The sequence below is a fragment of the Brevundimonas sp. TWP2-1 genome, assembly GCF_049897645.1.
Classification (GTDB): domain Bacteria; phylum Pseudomonadota; class Alphaproteobacteria; order Caulobacterales; family Caulobacteraceae; genus Brevundimonas.
The window spans coordinates 1,238,854-1,256,450 of sequence record NZ_JAFCWR010000002.1 but is presented as its reverse complement, the minus strand read 5'-3'; the positions used below and the strand labels follow the sequence as shown (position 1 = coordinate 1,256,450).

The following is a 17,597-nucleotide window of genomic DNA, read 5'->3' as shown; positions in this document are numbered from 1 at the left end:
TCTTGGCCTATCGCGCTTCGCGACTTGAGGCCGTGAGGTCTCGGCCCTTGCCGGATGGCGCGGGCCTAGAGGTTGAAAACGCGGTCGGGTTCTAACCGGCCGGCCCGCAACTGACAGAGTGCGACGAGGGTCTGGCCCTGAAAGGCTGAAACCGTGCGCGAACCGTCGCGAAGACGATCCTTGAGGGTTTCCACCTGACGGGGGAGCAGAACGATCGGGCGTCCCTGCCGAAGCGAGAAGGCGTCCTGTTCCGTCACGGCCAGCTCCGGGATGTCGTCCAGAGCGGTCGCAACGGCAAGCAAGCCTTCCGAGGCGGCGCCCCTATGCACCATTTCCTCCAGAGAATCCAGAGTGACGGCGTTTTGCGTGCTGAACGGCCCGACCAGCTCGCGCCGCAGGGCCGACACATGACCCTCGGCGCCCAGCACAACGGCCAGGTCGCGCGCCAGCGACCGGACATAGACGCCCTTGCCGGTGCGGATGGTCAGCTCCACGTGATCGGCGTCCGGCGCATCGCTGACCTCGGCCGAATGGATGGTCACGCGGCGCGACTGAAGTTCGAACTCCACCCCATCGCGGGCCAGGTCATAGGCGCGGGCGCCGTCCACCTTGATCGCCGAGAAGCGGGGCGGGGTCTGGTCGATCTCGCCGACGAAGGCCGGCAGCGCCGCCTTCACCGCCTCGACCGTGGGTCGCACGTCGGAACGGCCGATGATCTCGCCCTCGCGGTCCACGCTGTCGGTCGAGACGCCCCAGTTGATGGTGAAGCGATAGACCTTCTGCGCGTCCATCATCATCGGCACGGTCTTGGTCGCCTCGCCCAGGGCGATGGGCAGGATGCCGCTGGCCAGCGGGTCCAACGTCCCGGCATGACCGGCCTTCTGGGCGTTGAACAGGCGGCGGATGCGGCTGACGGCTTCCGTCGACCCCATCTCGAACGGCTTGTCCAGGCAGACCCAGCCGTCGATGATATCGCCCTTCTTCTTGCGGGCCATTATGCTTGGCCTATCGCGCTTCGCGCTGCTTGAGACCGCTCAATCAAGCGTCGTCCCCTTCGTCGTCGCGTGCCGCCAGGTCGGCCTGGATGCGCGGGTCGGCGAACAGCTTGTCCATGTGGTTGGCGGCGCCGAAGCTTTCGTCGTGGCGGAACTTCAGGTCGGGCGTGAACTTCATGTCCAGGCGCCGGCCCAGCTGGCCGCGGATGAACTTGGCGTGGACGTTCAGGGCCTTGATGATCTCGCTCTCATGGCCGTTGGTCGCAGCGGCCTCGACGCCGGCGCCCAGGGGCTCGACGAAACAGGTGGCGTGCTTCAGGTCCGGCGACAGGCGAACCTCGGTCACGGTGATGGACACGTCGGCCAGGGCTTCGTCGCGGATATCCTCCTCGCGCAGGATGTCGACCAGGGCGTGACGGATCAGCTCGCCGGCGCGCAGCTGGCGCTGGCTGGGCGCTTTTCCTGCCGGGCTAGATGTGGAGGAACTGCGGGTAAATTGCTTGTGGGCCATCGGCCTCTCCTTCTTGTTCGCCCGCCGGGGCTCGGACCCGGCCGGATAAGCGAAAGTCGGGCGGTCTAGTCTCGCGACGGCCTCATGTCCAGTTTTCGCTCCTGTTCGGCCGCCCGCACCGACCGCATCACCTCGGCCGAGGTGATCGACTGGACCGGGCGGACAGGAACCCCGCCGGCGTTCAGCACGGCCGCCGTCCAGTGGTTGCACAGATGCAGGATGGAGAAGGTCTCGCGGCTGGCGAAGAAGCGCGCATCGTCGCCGGGGCGGGCGGCGGCGATGCGGGGTGCGCCGTCCGACAGGTCCAGCGACGCCTCCACGCGCGCGGCTAGGCGGTCGAACCGGGCGCGCGTCAGGGTCAGGGTGGCGCTGTCTTCCCCATAAGTCAGACGCGGATCGACGCTACGCGGGTCCAGCATCAGGACCGACCGGTTTCGGGGATGCAAGAAGGCGCGCGCGCCGTCTGGCAGGCGATCCGAAATGGGGCTCTGATCCACATAGAATTTCGCATCGCCCCAACCGATCAGGATCCAGTCGCCGGGCGCCAGCCCGGCGACGGCGCGCGCCAGAGGGCCGCCGCGTCGCTCCAGCGCCCAGCGCGGCACGGCCAGATCGGTATGAAATCCGTTGTCGAGCACCTGAACGACAAGGGTGTCCGGCGCGCCGGTGGGTGTCGCATCGCCCGGCTTCGTCCAGGTCAGAAGCGCCGCGACCGCCCCGATCAGAGCGGCCAGCAACAGCCCCCGTATCATCGGCTCAGGTCCAGCACCGCGCACAGCCGATCGTCGGGCGTCAGGGCGCCGGGCGGCGGTCCCTGTCGGACCGGCATCATGATGAAACCGTCGCGCCGCACCGCCAGCGCCAGCCAGCCGACGGGATGACCCGCGCAAAGCCGGGTGTCGTCTTCGGCCGTCACGCGACGGATCTCGATCTGCGCCTGGGTCGGCACGGTCATGGCGTCGGCGAAGAGGGTGGAGACGCTGGCCTGCTGATCGGCCGGGACCAGTCGATGCGGCTCAGACTTCAGCGTCCCGCCCGTGCCGGTCGAAAGCGCGCCGCCCTCGATTTCAACCACCAGTATCGATCCGGCCGTGGCGTATCTGCCAGCCAGTACCGCGTCCCCAACCTCGACCCTGCCGGACGGGGGATGCGGCGCGGGATCATCCGCCGGTTCGATCAGGCCATGGACCGCCGGCTCCACCACCAGCGCGCCGAGCATGAACAGGGCGAAGGCGCCGAAGCCGACCGCCACGATCCATTTCAGCGATGGCGGGGCGGTCGCGCTCATGCGGCCAGTCTAGGGGAACAGGGGTTGAGGAATGGTCACCCGTCCCTCGGGCCTTTTAGTTTCGGCCGGGGCGACGCGTCGGGTCGGTCAGCTGGAACAGTCGCGCCGACAGGTTCGATGCCGGTTGCAGCGACGTCAGCTGGGTGCGGGTGCGCGCCCCTTGCGGATCGGTGATGGTCCATTCCTGTAGGCGCATCGGATTGCCCGCAAAGGCCAGGATCACCTGTCCGTCGTTCGGACGGTTGGCGTCGCGCGCCGTGATCGCGAAGGCGCCGGACGCCATCCGCGTCACGCGCTCGATGCGGACGCCCTGGTCCAGCCGGACGTTGCGCGCCAGGAAGGTGGACAGCGGCGTACGGCCCAGCGGCACTTGCTGGAAGGTGTTCAGGCGGGGGTCGTAGCGTTTGACGTTATAGCCGTCCGACACCACCAGCAGCCCGGCCGGGTTGGTGTATTCGAACCGCATTTTGCCGGGACGCTGCAAATAGAATCGCCCCTGACGGGTCTGGCCGTTGGGTCCCGTCTCGGTGAACGTGCCCTGCGCCGAGGTCAGGGCCTGCAGATAGCCCTGCGCCTGTTGAACCACCGAGCGGTCGGCCGACGACAGGTTGGATTGGGCCTGGGCGGCGTCGAACACGCCCAGAGCGGCGAACCCGGTCAGAAGTCCTGCGCCCAGCAGCAGGCTGCGGCGCTGAAGGTCGGTCTGAGCGATGGCGAGCGTCTTGGAGGTCATGAAGTCCGTCTCCCGTTCGGGATGGTTGTCGATCCTGCCGTCTTGCCCGGTCGGCTTGGCGTCGGAATGACGCGAGCCTGACCATATTCCGGCGCTGCGATGAAGCCCTGTTCATCGAAATGCTGAAGCTTGGGAGAGATAGCGGGGTGGAGAACGGACATTGGGGAGGAGGGTTGCATGGCGTCTCCTCCCCATCTCGATGGGGAGGGGGACCGCGAAGCGGTGGAGGGGTTCTTGAAGTCCCACATGCACCTGTGATGGTTCGCAGAACCCCTCCGTCACGGCGCGAAGCCGCGCCGCGCCGCGCCACCTCCCCGCAAAGCAGGGAGGAGACGGGTGTTCTCACACCATCGGCGGCGGACCGGCCAGGACGTCGCGCTTGCCGGCGTGGTTGGCGGGGCTGACCACGCCCTCCTGCTCCATCCGCTCGATCAGGGAGGCGGCGCGGTTGTAGCCGATCTGGAGCCGGCGCTGGACGTAGCTGGTCGAGGCCTTGCGGTCGCGGGTGACCACGGCGACCGCGCGATCATACAGATCGTCGCCAGATCCGCCGCCGCCTTCGTCCACGGCGCCGTCGCTGTCGCCGTCCGGTTCGTCGGTGATCAGGTCCAGATAGTCGGGCTCGGCTTGGGCCTTCAGGTGTTTGCAGACGTCCTCGACTTCCTTGTCGTCGACGAACGGGCCGTGCAGGCGGGTGATGCGCCCACCGCCCGCCATATAGAGCATGTCTCCCTGACCCAGCAGCTGCTCGCCGCCTTGTTCGCCCAGGATGGTGCGGCTGTCGATCTTGGACGTGACCTGGAAGCTGATCCGGGTCGGGAAGTTGGCCTTGATGGTGCCGGTGATGACATCGACCGACGGGCGTTGCGTCGCCATGATCAGGTGGATGCCGGCGGCGCGGGCCATCTGGGCCAGGCGCTGGACCGCGCCTTCGACGTCCTTGCCGGCGACCAGCATCAGGTCGGCCATCTCGTCCATGACCACGACCAGGAAGGGCAGGGGCTCGGGCCGGATCTTCTCGGACTCGTAGACCGGGCGGCCCTGGTCGTCGAAGCCGGTCTGGACAGTGCGCTCGAAATGCTCGCCCTTGGCCTGAGCCTCGCGGGCGCGTTCGTTGTAAGACGCGATGTTGCGTACGCCCAGTTTGGACATGCGGCGATACCGATCCTCCATCTCGCGCACCGTCCATTTCAGGGCGACGACGGCCTTCTTCGGATCGGTGACGACCGGCGCCAGCAGGTGCGGGATGCCGTCATAGACCGACAGCTCCAGCATCTTCGGGTCGATCATGATGAAGCGGCATTCGGCCGGGCTGTGGCGATACAGGATCGACAGGATCATGGCGTTGACCCCCACCGACTTGCCCGAGCCGGTGGTGCCCGCGATCAGCAGGTGGGGCATGCGCGCCAGGTCAGCGACATAGGGCTCGCCGCCGATGGTTTCGCCCAAAGCCAGGGGCAGCAGATGGCCCTTCTTGTCGTATTCGGCGCTGGACAGCAGGTCGCGCAGATAAACGGTCTCGCGCTTGGCGTTGGGCAGTTCGATGCCGATGGCGTTGCGCCCCTGAACCACCGAGATGCGGCAGGCGCGTGCGGACATGGAACGGGCGATATCGTCGGCCAGGGCCACGACCCGGCCGTGTTTCACGCCGGGGGCGGGAACCAGTTCGTACAGGGTGACGACCGGGCCGGGGCGGATCTGGTCGATCACGCCGCGCACGCCGAACTCCTGCAAGACGCCTTCGAGCATCTTGGCGTTCTGCTTCAGCGAATCCTCGTCGACCGCCCCCACGCGCTGGGGGGGCTTGGTCAGTATGCCCAGCGGCGGCAGGTCGAAATCGCCCTCGGGCCGCACGAAGTCGAAGGCCTGCTGGTCCACGTCGTCCTTGCGGGCCTTGGGCGCCTTGACCGCGGCGACGCGCGGCTCGACCGGGCGGGCGACCGATGGGCGCGGCGCGGGCTGGACGGCGTCGTCTTCCCACGGCGGCAGGTCGTCATAGGCGGTCTGGGGCGCATCTGCGGGCGCGGCTTGCGAAGCCTCCTCGGGCGGGGGCGCAGCGCGGGGCGTGCGGGCCCTGGCCGGCGCTTTTTCGCGGGCAGGCTGGGCCGCAGTGCGGGGTGCGGCGGCCGGGCGCAAAGACTTGCCCCAATGCAGGGCGTCGATGAAGTCCATGGCGCGCAGGCCGATGGCGAAACCGACCAGCCATAGGCCGACAATCAGGAAGATGACGCCGGCGATGATCCGCCCGCCCGGAATATGCAGGGCGCCGATCCCGCGCGCCGCCAGACCCGTGACCGCATCGCCCCACAGACCGCCGAGGCCGGCGGCCAGAGGCCAGGCGGCAGGCGCGGCCAGCGCAGCCAGAGCGCTGGACAGCAACAGCACCCCGCCGGTCGCGGCGAAGGCTTTCAGCGGCGAGGGCTTCAGGCGTTGCTGGATCGCATCGCCGACCGCGCGGGCCAAGCCGAAGGCGCCCAGAAGCAGGGCGGCGGGCCAGGCGGCGAGGCCCAGCGACTGCATGAACAGATCGGCGAACAGGGCGCCGTTCGCCCCCAGCCAGTTGGTGGTCGGCAGGCTGGAGGCCGCGTTCAGACTGGCGTCCGCCGGATTCCACGACACCAGGGCGACCAGCAGCAGGGTCGCCAGCAAGGCCTGCAACACCCCCCTGAACCGCACCACAAAGGGCGCGTCCCACAGGATGCGGGCGCTGATCCAGGCCTGACGGCTGATGGCGAGGGCGGTGGACATGGAAAGGCGTGACGTTCCGGGCGGCTGACGTTCGGCCGTCCTTGTCGCATCCTCAGGGTTAAGAGCCTGTTTACCAGCCCGGCCGACGCCGTCAGATGATCACGGTCCCGACGGAGCGACGCGGGGACAGAGGCAGGGTCGAGCCATAGCCGAGCCGCAGCAACAGGTCCGGGCGTTTATCGCCCTCCCCGACCAAGGCGGCCAGCTCCGGGCGGAGGGCCGCGACTTCGACCGGTTGATTGACGAAGGCATGACTTAGACCCAAGCCTGTCGCGGCCAGCATCAACCGCTGGCAGGCCCGACCGACCGCGATCCAATGGGCCGGATCGGATCGTTCCGCCACGAAGACGGCCACGGCGGCGGATGAGGCGATCTCGGCCTCATAACGGGCGTTTTCACTCGCGGCGGTGAAGAAGCGGTCGAAGGCGAGTCGGCCCAGGCCGTCGGGCAGGATGGGACTGCCGCTGGCCGCCGAAAACAGGCCGTCGCCTTGGCGCAGGGCCGCGCGGGGATTGAAGCGCAGCCAATGTTTCAGTTCGGCCATGAAGGCGGGGTCGGCCATCTGGGCGGTGTTGCCGGCGACGACCAGTTCGCGGACGCGGTCCAGACTGGTTCGGTCGGTCAGAAGATGAACGGCGACGCCGGGCGCCGCAGCCGCCTGACGCAGTTGGGCCAGCGCGTTCGCCGGTATAAGGCGGCCGTCATAGACGGTCCGGCTGGAACGTCGAGCCGGAATGGCGGCGAACAGGGGATCGGGCTGGGCGCTTCCGGAGGTGAAGCTGTAGCGCAGGCTGCGTCCATCGGGGCCGACGGTCAGTTCGCCGGGGCGGCCGGTCGCACCGGCGGCGATCCGCAAATTCTCGGCCGCACAGCCCAGGCTGACGTACAGGTGATGATCGTCGGGATCGACCGCCGGTGTTCGACGCGACAGGTCGGGCAGGATATCGACGACCCCGTTGGACAGGCGAAAACGCCATGGCTGGGTGTTGTGACCACTGGCCGCCAGAGCGGCGTAGCGGATAAGTTCGGTCAGGGCCGGCGCGTCTGTCAGGGGCGCGCGAAACCGGGCCGTCAGAAGGTCGTAGTCGCCGAGCGATCCGGTCGACGCCCGCCAACCGACGCCGCCTGCCGCGCCCAAGGCCAGCGTGGCGCCCGCGCCGATCAGAATCCGTCGCCTGTTCACCGTAAGTCTCCTGCTCCCTACGACCGTGCGGCCGTCGTCCAGTGAAAGCTTTGACCTCGGTCAAAGGGCCGGCGGCGCTGTGACGATTTCCCGTCTGGACGTTTTGGTCTTCGGGCGCGACAAGCCTGTCATGGCCGACACCGAACGCTACGACATCGTCATCGCCGGCGCGGGGCTGACCGGGGCGGCGTTCGCCCTGGCGGCGGCGCAGGGCGGGTTGAAGGTCGTCATGGTCGATCCGCAGCCGTTCAGCGCCCAGATGGCGCCGACCTTCGACGGACGTTCGACGGCCGTGGCCTTCTCGACCTTCCGCATGCTTGACGCCCTGGGTCTGGGAGAGGCCTTACGTCCCCACGCCTGTCGGATGGACCATATTCTGGTGACGGACGGCAGGCGGCCGGGCGCCGCCAGCCGCAAGGCCTCGCCGGCCTTCCTGCGCTTCGACGCCGACGAGATCGGCGGCCGCACCGGGGGCGAGCCGCTGGGATATATGGTCGAGAACCGCCGCATCCGCGTCGCTTTAGCCGAGGCCGTCACGCGGGCGGGGATCGAGGTCCGTGCGCCGGCGACCGTCGCCAGGGTCCAGACCGATGCGGGCAAGGCGACCGTGACCCTGGCCGACGGATCGACACTGATCGCCCCGCTGGTCGTCGGCGCCGAGGGGCGAGGCTCGACCGTGCGTCGCGCCGCCGGGATCGAGACCGTCGGCTGGGGCTATGGCCAGAGCGGGGTCGTGGCCACGGTCCGGCTGGGCCGCGACCACGGCAACATCGCCCACGAATATTTCCTGCCCAGCGGCCCCTTCGCCATCCTGCCCCTGACCGATCAGCGCGCCAGCCTGGTCTGGACCGAGACGACGCGGCGGGGCGAGGCCCTGCGCGACGCGTCGGATGAAGCTTTCCACGCCCATCTGATGCGCCGGTTCGGAGAGTTTCTGGATGGGGCGACGGTCGAGGGGCCGCGCTTCGTCTACCCGCTGGCGCTCAGCCTGGCCGAGAAACTGATCGCCCCGCGCATCGCCCTGATCGGAGATGCGGCGCATGGCGTCCACCCCGTCGCGGGCCAGGGGCTAAATATGGGCCTGAAGGACGCCGCCGCCCTGGCCGAGGTGCTGGCCGAGGCTGCGCGCCTGGGCGAAGACCTGGGCGCCGAGACGGTGCTGGAACGCTACGCCCGTTGGCGCCGGTTCGACAATGCGGCCCTGGCGGCGGGCTTCGACGCCTTCGTGCGCCTGTTCTCCAACGACATCGCGCCGGTGCGTCTGGCGCGCGATCTGGGCATGGCGGCGGTCAACCGGATCGGGCCGTTGCGCCGCGCCTTCATGCAGGAGGCCGGCGGCGCGACGGGCGACCTGCCGAAACTTCTAAAAGGTGAAGCCGTCTGAGCGCCTCTCCCTACCCGGAGCGGGGAGGGTGGCCGAGCGAAGCGAGGTCGGGTGGGGGCGGCAAGGCCACGTCCCACGACCTGCCTTGTTTCAGGCAAGTGCGTCCCTGCGGGCCGCCCCCACCCCGTCGCTGGCGCGACGACCCTCCCCGGACGGGGAGGGAGAGGTGTCAATTCAACTGCATCCGCACGCGTTCGAACGTCGTGAACCGCCGCGCTTCCTCGACCCCGTCCAGGCCGTGGGCGCGCGACAGGGCTTGCAGCGAGCCGGCCAGCGCGCCCTGCTTCTCGCGCGCCGAGGCGACGTCGAGCCAGGGGCGGTGGTCCTCGGGGTCCAGCAGGGCGCGGCGCAGGGCCGAGCGTTCGGCGGCCTCATAGTCCCGGCCGCGAATGGCGCGGCTGAACAGCACGTTCTGCAGCCGGATCAGGGACTGTCGATCCGTCACCGGCGCCATCAGGATGTCCAGCCGATCCGCGACATGCGGCATCAGCCCGGCGCGAAGCGCACGGCGGGTCAGTTCGCTGGGCAGGATCAGCCGGCCCTGGCTGAACGGGTCCAGCGCCACCGGCCCCTCCGGCGTCTCGACGCGGATCATGAAATGGCCGGGGAAGTCCACGCCCGCCGCCGTGATACCGGCTTCGCGCGCCGCATGCAGATAGAAGACGGCCAGGGCGGCGGACAGGCCGCGCCGCCGCTCGGCCACCGCGATGATGTCGGTGTTTCCGGGATGATCGAAATGGATCAGGTCGCCGTTCAGCCGAAGGTCCGCGCACAGGGTCTCGGACAGGGCCTCGTCGGGGCTTTCGCCGCCGATCCGTTCCTTCAATCGCGCGCAGGCGTTGCGGGCGAGGGCGCGCACAGGCTCGGGATCACGCAGGGGTTGGTCGTGAATGGCGCAGGCGATCGCAGCCTCCAGCAGGGGGAAGGCGTCGTCCTCGGCCTGACCGGCCGCGGTCAGGATGGCCTCGGCCTCCTCGCGCGTCATGCGATCCCTTCGTCAGCGCCTTTCGACGCCGCGAAGATGACGTGGAACGCGCCAGGGAGCCAGCGCCACCATATCAATTCTCAAATCAAGACGTTGCAGGCCGGGACGATTGCGCCGGATGGCCTCGCCCGCCGCGATCAGCCGGTCGTGCTGGTCGGGTTTCAGCGCGAGCATCGCCGCCTCGATGGTCGCGCGGCGCTTGACCTCGACCACGGCCAGCACACGGCCGCGACAGACCAGCAGGTCGATCTCGCCGGCCCGGCTCTTGAGCCGAAAGCCCAGGACGCGATAGCCGCGCAGCATCAGCCAGAACGCAGCGATCCATTCGGCGGCGTGACCGGCCTTGAACGCCGCCCCGCCCTTCGCCTGACGCCACGCCGCCTTGGGGCGACGGACCGGCGCGGGCCGAGGCAGGCGTTTCACTTGCCCTTCAGCTCCAGCGCGCGGCGATAGAGGGTCTTGCGGTTCAGCCCCAGGGCCTTGGCGACCTCCGAGGCGGCGTCGCCGGTCGACAGGGTCTGCAGGGCGTCGATCAGGGCGGCGTCCGCGTCGGCTTCGGTCGCCTGAACCTCTTCGCCGGGGCCGACGACCACCACGATCTCGCCCTTGGGGCCGTCCAGGCGCGGATCGACCGCCAGCGCATCCAGCGTCCCGCGCACACACTCTTCATAGAGTTTGGTCAGCTCTCGGGCGACGGCGGCGGGGCGCGGACCCAGCACGGCGGCCATGTCGGTCAGGCTGTCCCTCAGACGCGGCCCGCTTTCGAAGAAGACCAGGGTCTGGCGCTGACCCTTCAGGCCTTCCAGCGCGGCGGTGCGACCCGCCGTCTTGGGCGGCAGGAAGCCGGCGAACAGCACCCGGTCGGCGGGCAGGCCGGCGATGCACAGGGCCGCCAGCAGGCTGGACGGGCCGGGGATCGGATGGACAGGCAAGCCCTCGGCGATCACCGCGCGGGCGACGACGAAACCGGGATCGCTGACCAGGGGCGTGCCCGCGTCCGACACCAGGGCCACGACCTGGCCCTCGCGCAGGCGTTCGACGGCCTGTTCGGCGGCGCGGCCGGACGCATGGTCGTCGCAGCGTTCCAGCCTGGCCTTCAGCCCATAGGCCGCCAGCAGTTTGGCGGTGACGCGGGTGTCCTCGGCCAGCACCAGGTCGGCGGCGGCCAGCACGTCCAGCGCCCTCAGCGTCATGTCGCGCAGGTTCCCGATCGGGGTGGCGACCAGATACAGGCCCGACTCCACCCGCCGGGGCGGCGGGGCGGCGGGTGGAAAGGGCGAAAGTTCGCTCAACGCTCGACCACGGCCGCCGGCGGGCGCGGCGCCGAGGTCAGGCCCGACCCCTGGAAGGCGGGACCGGCGTCATAGGCGGCGAAGGTGGCGGCGGTGATGATCTCGCTGACCGAGGCGCCCAGGGACACGATCTGAACCGGCTTCTCCAGACCGACCAGCAGCGGGCCGATCACGGTCGCGCCGCCCAGGGCCTGAACCAGTTTGGTCGAGATGGCGGCCGAATGGATGGCGGGCATGACCAGGATGTTGGCGGGCTTGGTCAGGCGGTTGAAGGCGTAGGCCGGGTGACCCTTGGGATCCAGGGCGACCTCCGGCGGCATTTCGCCCTCGTATTCGAAATCGACGCCCTTCTTGTCCAGGATGCGGATCGCCTCGCGGACCTTTTCGGCGCGGTCGCCGGGCGGGTTGCCGAAGGTGGAATAGGACAGGAAGGCCACGCGCGGATTGCGGCCCAGCCTGCGCACCGTCTCGGCCGCCTTGACGGCGATGTCGGCCAGTTCCTCCGCGTTGGGCAGTTCGTGAATGGTGGTGTCGGCGACGAACAGGGTCCGGCCCTTAGCCAGCAGGATCGACAGGCCGATCAGGGTGTCCTCGACGTCCAGCACGCGCTGGACCTCCTTCAGCGCCATATTGAAGTTGCGGGTCACGCCCGCGACCATGGCGTCGGCCCGGCCCTTGGCGACCAGGGTGGCAGCGAAATAGTTGCGGTCCTGGTTGATCATCCGCTGCACGTCGCGGCGCAGATAGCCCCGGCGCTGCAGCTTTTCGTACAGCCAGTCGGTGTCCTCGACATTGTGGTCCGAGACGCGGGCGTTGATGATCTCGATGCCCAGCTCGTCGAAGTTCAGACCCGCCTCGGCGGCGTTCTGACGGATCAAATCCTCACGCCCGACCAGAAGCGGCGTGCCCAGGTCGGCCTGTTTGAAGCCCCAGGCGGCGCGAATGACGGCGGGCTCCTCGCCCTCGGCGAAGACGACGCGCTTGTTGGGCCCGCCGCGCACGGCCGAGCTGATCTTCTGCATCAGGGCGGCGGACGGATCGACGCGCGAACGCAGGGCGTTGCGATAGGCGTCCATGTCCTCGATCTGGACGCGGGCCACGCCGGTATCCATCGCCGCCTGGGCGATGAAGGGCGGGATGTACCAGATCAGGCGCGGATCGAACGGCGTCGGAATGATGTAGTCCGGGCCGAACTTCAGCTTGCGCCCGCGATAGGCGGCGGCGACCTCGTCCGGCACATCCTCGCGTGCCAAGGCGGCCAGGGCCTGGGCGCAGGCGATCTTCATCTCGTGGTTCACGCGACGCGCGCGCACGTCCAGGGCGCCCCGGAACAGATACGGGAAGGCCAGGACGTTGTTGACCTGGTTCACATAGTCCGAGCGGCCGGTGGCGATGATGGCGTCCGACCGCACCGACTGGACGTCTTCGGGCGTGATCTCGGGATCGGGGTTGGCCATGGCGAAGATGATCGGATTGGGGGCCATCGACGCCACCATCTCCTTGGTGATCGCGCCCTTGGCCGACAGGCCCAGCACCACGTCGGCGCCGACCATGGCCTCGGCTAAAGTGCGCAGCGGGGTGTCGGTCGCATGGGCGGCCTTCCACTGGTCCATGCCGTATTCGCGGCCCTGATAGACCACGCCGTCGCGGTCGCAGATCACGGTGTTCTCGGCCTTGACGCCCGCCGCCTTCATCAGGGCGATGGACGACAGACCCGCCGCGCCGGCGCCGGCCAGCACCACCTTGACCTCGTCCAGCTTCTTGCCCGCGACATGGCAGGCGTTGATCAGGCCGGCGGTCGAGATGATGGCCGTGCCGTGCTGGTCGTCATGGAAGACGGGGATGTCCAGCAGGTCCTGAAGCTCGCTTTCGATGACGAAACATTCCGGGGACTTGATGTCCTCCAGATTGATGCCGCCCCAGGTGTCGCCGATGTTCTTGACGACGGTGATGAACTCGTCCGGATCGGTGGTCTTCACCTCGACGTCGAAGCTGTCGACGTCGGCGAACCGCTTGAACAGGACCGACTTGCCTTCCATCACCGGCTTGGAGGCCATGTGGCCCAGGTTGCCCAGGCCCAGGATGGCCGTGCCGTTCGAGATGACGGCGACCAGATTGCCCTTGGCCGTATAGTCGTAGGCCTTGTCGGCATCGGCGGCGATCGCCAGCACAGGCACGGCCACGCCCGGGGAATAGGCCAGCGACAGGTCGCGCTGGGTCGCCATCGGCTTGGTCGGCGCCATGGAGATCTTGCCCGGCGTGGGGATGCGGTGGAAATCCAGGGCCTCTTGGTCGGAGAAGGTCTGTTTTTCGGTTTGATCGGGCATGACTTTGGGCGTTTCCGGGCGCGTCGTTTCTGATTGGCTCGTCTGTTCCTAAAGCGGCGGACGGTAAGGGACAACCGCAGACGGGCTATCGCGCCTTATCCCACAGTTTCGGGACGCGAAGGCCGTCAAACCCGCAGCCGTCGCCGGCTCTGTGCGAAAAAGGTGACCCGACGGAACAGCCGCGTGCGGTTTTCCGCAAACGGCCTGTTTCAGATCGACAGCAGGCCCGTGCGCTCGATTTCCACGGGCCCGGTCATCAGCACATGATCGGTCTGCGCATCCCAGTCGATGACCAGTTCGCCGCCGTCCACGACCACGGTCGCCTTGCGGTCCGTCATGCCTCGCCGGGCCGTCGCGACCAGGGCGGCGCAGGCGCCAGTGCCGCAGGCCATCGTCAGGCCTGCCCCGCGCTCCCAGACCCGTAGGCGGATGTGGTCGCGGTCCAGCACGTTTGCGAAGCCGACATTGACCCCTTGCGGGAACAGCGGGTGATGCTCGACCAGCGAGCCGGATCCGGTGACGAAGCCGTCGTCCTGGCGGTCGGTGAAGAAGACCACGTGCGGATTGCCCATGGAGACGGCGCCCGGCGTGTGCAGGATCGGCGCATCGATCGGCCCGACCTGAAGCTCGATCCCGCGCGTGTCCATCTCCTCGGCTAACGGCACCTGGGTCCAGTCGAGCCGGGGCTTGCCCATGTCCACGGTCACGCGGTGGTCGCCGGCGCGGGTCGCGGTGGTCGGTCCGCCCGCCGTATCGATGACGACGCGATCCGCGCCGTTCGCCTGCATCAACAGCCAGCCGACGCAGCGCAGAGCGTTGCCGCAGGTCTCGACCATTGACCCGTCGGCGTTCCACACCCGCATGAAGGCATCGGCCGTCGCGGACGGTTCGATGGCGATCAGCTGGTCGAACCCTTCGCCCGTTTCACGGTCGCCCAGCGCGCGAATTTGCACATCGGTGGGAGCGAACGGCTGTTCCAGCGCATTGACGACGACGAAGTCATTGCCGGCGCCGTTCATCTTGACGAAAGGACGGGTCATGCAGGCCATATAGGCGCATCCCTGCGTCCCGGAAACCAGCGTGTCCCATACCGAAACCGACCCCAAGGACGACGGCCTGCGGCTGAAGGCGCGGTTGCGTTATCTGTATCACGGCAGCCAGCCGGCGGCGGTGAAGTTCCGACTGATGGTGATCGCGGTGGACTTCGCCATCATCGCCTTCTTCCTGGCCTCGCCGATCCTGAAGAATATGGGATGGGCCTTCTATGCGCTGGACTATCTGGTGGCGGCGACCCTGGCGGCCGATCTGGCGGCGCGGGCCTATGCCTATTCGGACATCAGGGACTGGCTGAAGCGGCCGATCGTCTGGCTGGACCTATTCATTCTGGCCACCCTGCTATTCCCGATCTGGCTGTTCAACCTGGGCTTCCTGCGGATGCTGCGCCTGTGGACCCTGCTGAACTCGGACTTCTTCTGGCGCACCATCGGGGCCCGGTTCGACGACACCCGGGTCGAGGGGATCGTGCGGGCCCTGTCCAGCCTGGTCACCTTCGTCTTCGTCACGACGGGTTTCGTCTATGCGACCTTCCTGGGGCATGACGGGATCGCGGGCTATATCGACGCCATGTATTTCACCGTGGCGACCCTGACGACGACCGGGTTCGGCGACGTGACCCTGCCCGGATCGCTGGGCAAGCTGTTGTCCATCGCCATCATGCTGGTGGGCATCACCTTGTTCCTGCGTCTGGCCCAGGCCCTGATCAAGCCGCACAAGGTCCGCTATCCGTGCGAGGCTTGCGGGCTTCAGACCCACGATCAGGACGCGGTCCACTGCAAGGCCTGCGGCAACCTGCTGTGCATCGAAGACGAGGACTGAGGCCGGTGTGACAAAACGGTAAGGTCGCACGGCTTGCCGCACGGGAAGGCGTCGCTAAGGTGCCGGCTTCGTTTTCCGGGGACTGTCCATGATCCGCTCTTCCGCCGTCGCGCTCGCGGCCCTTCTCGCCTCCACCAGCCTGACCTCGGTATCCATGGCCCAGACCCCTGCCTCTTCTCCCGCCCACGCTTCCGGCGCCTTTGCGACCAGCGACGCGACCGACCCCTATCTGTGGCTGGAGGAGGTCGAGGGCGAGCGGGCGATGGAATGGGTCAAGGCCCACAACGACCGCACCTTCGCCGTGCTGCAGGGCGATGCGCGCTATGAGCCGCTGCACCAGCAGGCGCTGGAGATCGTCCAGGCTCAGGACCGCATCCCCTCGCCCGGCTTCACCCACGACGGCCATATCGACAACTTCTGGCAGGACGCCCAGCACGTGCGCGGCGTCTGGCGCCGGACCACGCTGGACAGCTATCGCACTGCGACGCCCGAGTGGCAGACCATCCTGGACATCGACGCCCTGGCGGCGGCCGAGGGCCAGAACTGGGTCTACAAGGGCGCGACTTGCCTGGCGCCCGAAGAACGCTATTGCCTGCTCAGCCTGTCGAACGGCGGCAAGGACGCGGTGACCCTGCGCGAGTTCGACAGCGTCGAGCGCAAGTTCGTCGAGGGCGGCATCGTCCTGCCGGAATCCAAAGGCGGCGCGTCCTGGATCGACAAGGACACCCTGCTGATCTCGCGCGACTTCGGCCCCGGCACCCTGACCGACTCTGGCTATCCGATGGTGGTCAAGCGCCTGAAGCGCGGTCAGGGCCTGGACCAGGCCGAGACCCTGTTCACGGGCAAGCCGACGGACGTCTCGGTGTCCGGCTATACGCTGCGCGACGCCGACGGGGTGGTGAAGGCGACCCTGATCAACCGGTCGGTGGATTTCTATTCGTCTGAGACCTGGCGCCTGACCGACGACGGCGCCCTGACTCAGCTTCAACTGCCGGCCAAGTCCGACATCACCGGTCTGGTGGACGGGCGGCTGCTGGTGTCGCTGAAACAGGACTGGACCGCGCCGTCGGCCCAGGATTTCAAGACCGGCGACCTGATCGCATGGCCGCTGGAGGCCTGGCTGGCCGATCAGGCGACCCCGGCCCAGCTGGTGCTGCGTCCGACCGAGCGTCAGGCGATCGAGGGCGTCAACGTCACGCGCAACCGTCTGGTCGTGGCCCTGTATGACAATGTGCGCGGTTCGGTGCGGGTTTATACTCCCGGTGACGGTGAGTGGGCGCACACGACCCTGGACCTTCCGCAGAACGTCTCGGTCGGCATCGGCTCGGCCTCCGAGAAGGACGACAACGTCTTCGTCAGCATCACCGGCTATCTGAACCCGTCCAGCCTGTGGCTGGCCGATGCGGCGACCGGTGCGGTGGATCAGGTCAAGTCCATGCCGGCCAAGTTCGATGCCGCCGGCATGACGGTGGACCAGCACGAGGCCCGCTCGGCCGACGGGACGATGATCCCCTATTTCGTGGTGCATAAGGCGGACATGCCGCTGGACGGGTCGAACCCGACCCTGCTGTACGGCTACGGCGGGTTCGAAAGCTCGCTGCTGCCCGGCTATTCGGCGACGGTCGGCAAGCTGTGGCTTGAGCGTGGCGGGGTCTATGTCATCGCCAATACGCGCGGCGGCGGCGAGTTCGGCCCCCGCTGGCACGAGGCGGCCCTGCAGCAGAACCGCCAGCGCGCGCACGAGGACTTCCAGGCCGTGGCTCTGGACCTGACCCAGCGCAACATCACCAGCCAGCCCAAGCTGGGCATCATGGGCGGCTCGCAAGGCGGCCTGTTCATGGGGGCGATGCTGACCCAGCGGCCGGACCTGATCAACGCGGCCGTCATCCAGGTGCCCCTGTTCGACATGCTGCGCTTCCACAAGCTGCTGGCCGGCGCCTCGTGGATCGGCGAATACGGCAACCCGGACATCCCCGAACAGCGCGCCTGGATCGAGCAATATTCGCCCTATCAGAACCTGCGCGCCGGCCAGCCCTATCCTGAAGTCTTCATCCACACCTCGACCAAGGACGACCGCGTCCATCCGGGCCATGCCCGCAAGGCGGCGGCGCGTCTGGAAGAGCTGGGCTATCCGGTCCTGTTCTACGAGAACGTCGACGGCGGCCATGCGGCCGGTGCCAACCTGCGCGAGACTGCGCGTCGTCTGGCGCTGGAATACACCTATCTGTCGCGCCGCCTGATGGACACGCCGGCGCAGGAATAGACCGATCAATCCT

Annotated in this window: 15 protein-coding genes; 3 read left to right on the top strand and 12 right to left on the bottom strand. The window is 68.1% G+C overall.

The window, feature by feature from the left end; translation table 11 throughout:
- Positions 1–65 precede the first annotated feature (65 nt).
- The 7 genes from truB to ACP7BH_RS16435 form a co-directional block, all read right to left on the bottom strand.
- Positions 66–995 carry a tRNA pseudouridine(55) synthase TruB gene (truB, locus tag ACP7BH_RS16465; protein ID WP_425986945.1) on the bottom strand — a complete coding sequence of 310 codons (930 nt, stop codon included), beginning with the start codon at positions 993–995 and terminating at the stop codon, positions 66–68.
- A 43-nt stretch (positions 996–1,038) separates the two neighbouring features.
- Positions 1,039–1,506 (bottom strand): 30S ribosome-binding factor RbfA, encoded by a 468-nt coding sequence (gene rbfA, locus ACP7BH_RS16460; RefSeq protein ID WP_425986944.1) that lies wholly within the window; start codon positions 1,504–1,506, stop codon positions 1,039–1,041.
- A gap of 65 nt (positions 1,507–1,571) precedes the next feature.
- A complete protein-coding gene (locus ACP7BH_RS16455; RefSeq protein ID WP_425986943.1) occupies positions 1,572–2,258 on the bottom strand; it encodes a DUF2459 domain-containing protein in 687 nt (228 codons plus the stop codon).
- The gene (locus ACP7BH_RS16450; protein WP_425986942.1) at positions 2,255–2,794 is read right to left on the bottom strand and encodes a hypothetical protein; all 540 of its coding nucleotides are present in this window, start codon (positions 2,792–2,794) and stop codon (positions 2,255–2,257) included. Before ACP7BH_RS16450 ends, ACP7BH_RS16455 begins: the two co-directional genes overlap by 4 nt.
- Positions 2,795–2,849: 55 nt before the next feature.
- Positions 2,850–3,527: a LolA family protein gene (locus ACP7BH_RS16445; protein WP_425986941.1), complete on the bottom strand. Its 678-nt coding sequence runs from the start codon at positions 3,525–3,527 to the stop codon at positions 2,850–2,852.
- A gap of 342 nt (positions 3,528–3,869) precedes the next feature.
- Positions 3,870–6,275 (bottom strand): DNA translocase FtsK, encoded by a 2,406-nt coding sequence (locus ACP7BH_RS16440; RefSeq protein WP_425986939.1) that lies wholly within the window; start codon positions 6,273–6,275, stop codon positions 3,870–3,872.
- Between the two features lie 91 nt (positions 6,276–6,366).
- Complete coding sequence (locus ACP7BH_RS16435) at positions 6,367–7,458, bottom strand: Acg family FMN-binding oxidoreductase (protein WP_425986938.1); 1,092 nt, start codon at positions 7,456–7,458, stop codon at positions 6,367–6,369.
- 130 nt (positions 7,459–7,588) lie between these two features.
- Between ACP7BH_RS16435 and ACP7BH_RS16430 the strand changes: the two genes are divergently transcribed.
- Positions 7,589–8,842, top strand: coding sequence for a UbiH/UbiF/VisC/COQ6 family ubiquinone biosynthesis hydroxylase (locus ACP7BH_RS16430; RefSeq protein ID WP_425986937.1), 1,254 nt, complete (start codon positions 7,589–7,591; stop codon positions 8,840–8,842).
- A 169-nt stretch (positions 8,843–9,011) separates the two neighbouring features.
- Here the strand turns inward: ACP7BH_RS16430 and ACP7BH_RS16425 are convergent, their stop codons facing one another.
- From ACP7BH_RS16425 to dapF, 5 genes are all read right to left on the bottom strand, one after another.
- Complete coding sequence (locus ACP7BH_RS16425; protein ID WP_425986936.1) at positions 9,012–9,827, bottom strand: SirB1 family protein; 816 nt, start codon at positions 9,825–9,827, stop codon at positions 9,012–9,014.
- Between the two features lie 12 nt (positions 9,828–9,839).
- Complete coding sequence (locus tag ACP7BH_RS16420; RefSeq protein ID WP_425986935.1) at positions 9,840–10,250, bottom strand: YraN family protein; 411 nt, start codon at positions 10,248–10,250, stop codon at positions 9,840–9,842.
- The gene (rsmI, locus tag ACP7BH_RS16415) at positions 10,247–11,119 is read right to left on the bottom strand and encodes a 16S rRNA (cytidine(1402)-2'-O)-methyltransferase (protein WP_425986934.1); all 873 of its coding nucleotides are present in this window, start codon (positions 11,117–11,119) and stop codon (positions 10,247–10,249) included. The genes ACP7BH_RS16420 and rsmI overlap by 4 nt, the downstream gene beginning before the upstream one ends.
- The gene (locus tag ACP7BH_RS16410) at positions 11,116–13,446 is read right to left on the bottom strand and encodes an NADP-dependent malic enzyme (protein WP_425986933.1); all 2,331 of its coding nucleotides are present in this window, start codon (positions 13,444–13,446) and stop codon (positions 11,116–11,118) included. The genes rsmI and ACP7BH_RS16410 overlap by 4 nt, the downstream gene beginning before the upstream one ends.
- Positions 13,447–13,655: 209 nt before the next feature.
- Positions 13,656–14,486 carry a diaminopimelate epimerase gene (gene dapF, locus ACP7BH_RS16405; RefSeq protein ID WP_425986932.1) on the bottom strand — a complete coding sequence of 277 codons (831 nt, stop codon included), beginning with the start codon at positions 14,484–14,486 and terminating at the stop codon, positions 13,656–13,658.
- A gap of 40 nt (positions 14,487–14,526) precedes the next feature.
- Between dapF and ACP7BH_RS16400 the strand changes: the two genes are divergently transcribed.
- Positions 14,527–15,321, top strand: coding sequence for a potassium channel family protein (locus tag ACP7BH_RS16400; protein WP_425986931.1), 795 nt, complete (start codon positions 14,527–14,529; stop codon positions 15,319–15,321).
- Between the two features lie 88 nt (positions 15,322–15,409).
- Complete coding sequence (locus ACP7BH_RS16395) at positions 15,410–17,584, top strand: prolyl oligopeptidase family serine peptidase (protein WP_425986930.1); 2,175 nt, start codon at positions 15,410–15,412, stop codon at positions 17,582–17,584.
- Positions 17,585–17,597: the final 13 nt, after the last annotated feature.

Coding starts and splice junctions, on each gene's coding strand:
- truB (WP_425986945.1), bottom strand. CDS start 995: ATGGCCCGCAAGAAGAAGGGCGATATCATCGACGGCTGGGTCTGCCTG.
- rbfA (WP_425986944.1), bottom strand. CDS start 1,506: ATGGCCCACAAGCAATTTACCCGCAGTTCCTCCACATCTAGCCCGGCA.
- ACP7BH_RS16455 (WP_425986943.1), bottom strand. CDS start 2,258: ATGATACGGGGGCTGTTGCTGGCCGCTCTGATCGGGGCGGTCGCGGCG.
- ACP7BH_RS16450 (WP_425986942.1), bottom strand. CDS start 2,794: ATGAGCGCGACCGCCCCGCCATCGCTGAAATGGATCGTGGCGGTCGGC.
- ACP7BH_RS16445 (WP_425986941.1), bottom strand. CDS start 3,527: ATGACCTCCAAGACGCTCGCCATCGCTCAGACCGACCTTCAGCGCCGC.
- ACP7BH_RS16440 (WP_425986939.1), bottom strand. CDS start 6,275: ATGTCCACCGCCCTCGCCATCAGCCGTCAGGCCTGGATCAGCGCCCGC.
- ACP7BH_RS16430 (WP_425986937.1), top strand. CDS start 7,589: ATGGCCGACACCGAACGCTACGACATCGTCATCGCCGGCGCGGGGCTG.
- ACP7BH_RS16425 (WP_425986936.1), bottom strand. CDS start 9,827: ATGACGCGCGAGGAGGCCGAGGCCATCCTGACCGCGGCCGGTCAGGCC.
- ACP7BH_RS16410 (WP_425986933.1), bottom strand. CDS start 13,446: ATGCCCGATCAAACCGAAAAACAGACCTTCTCCGACCAAGAGGCCCTG.
- dapF (WP_425986932.1), bottom strand. CDS start 14,486: ATGACCCGTCCTTTCGTCAAGATGAACGGCGCCGGCAATGACTTCGTC.
- ACP7BH_RS16395 (WP_425986930.1), top strand. CDS start 15,410: ATGATCCGCTCTTCCGCCGTCGCGCTCGCGGCCCTTCTCGCCTCCACC.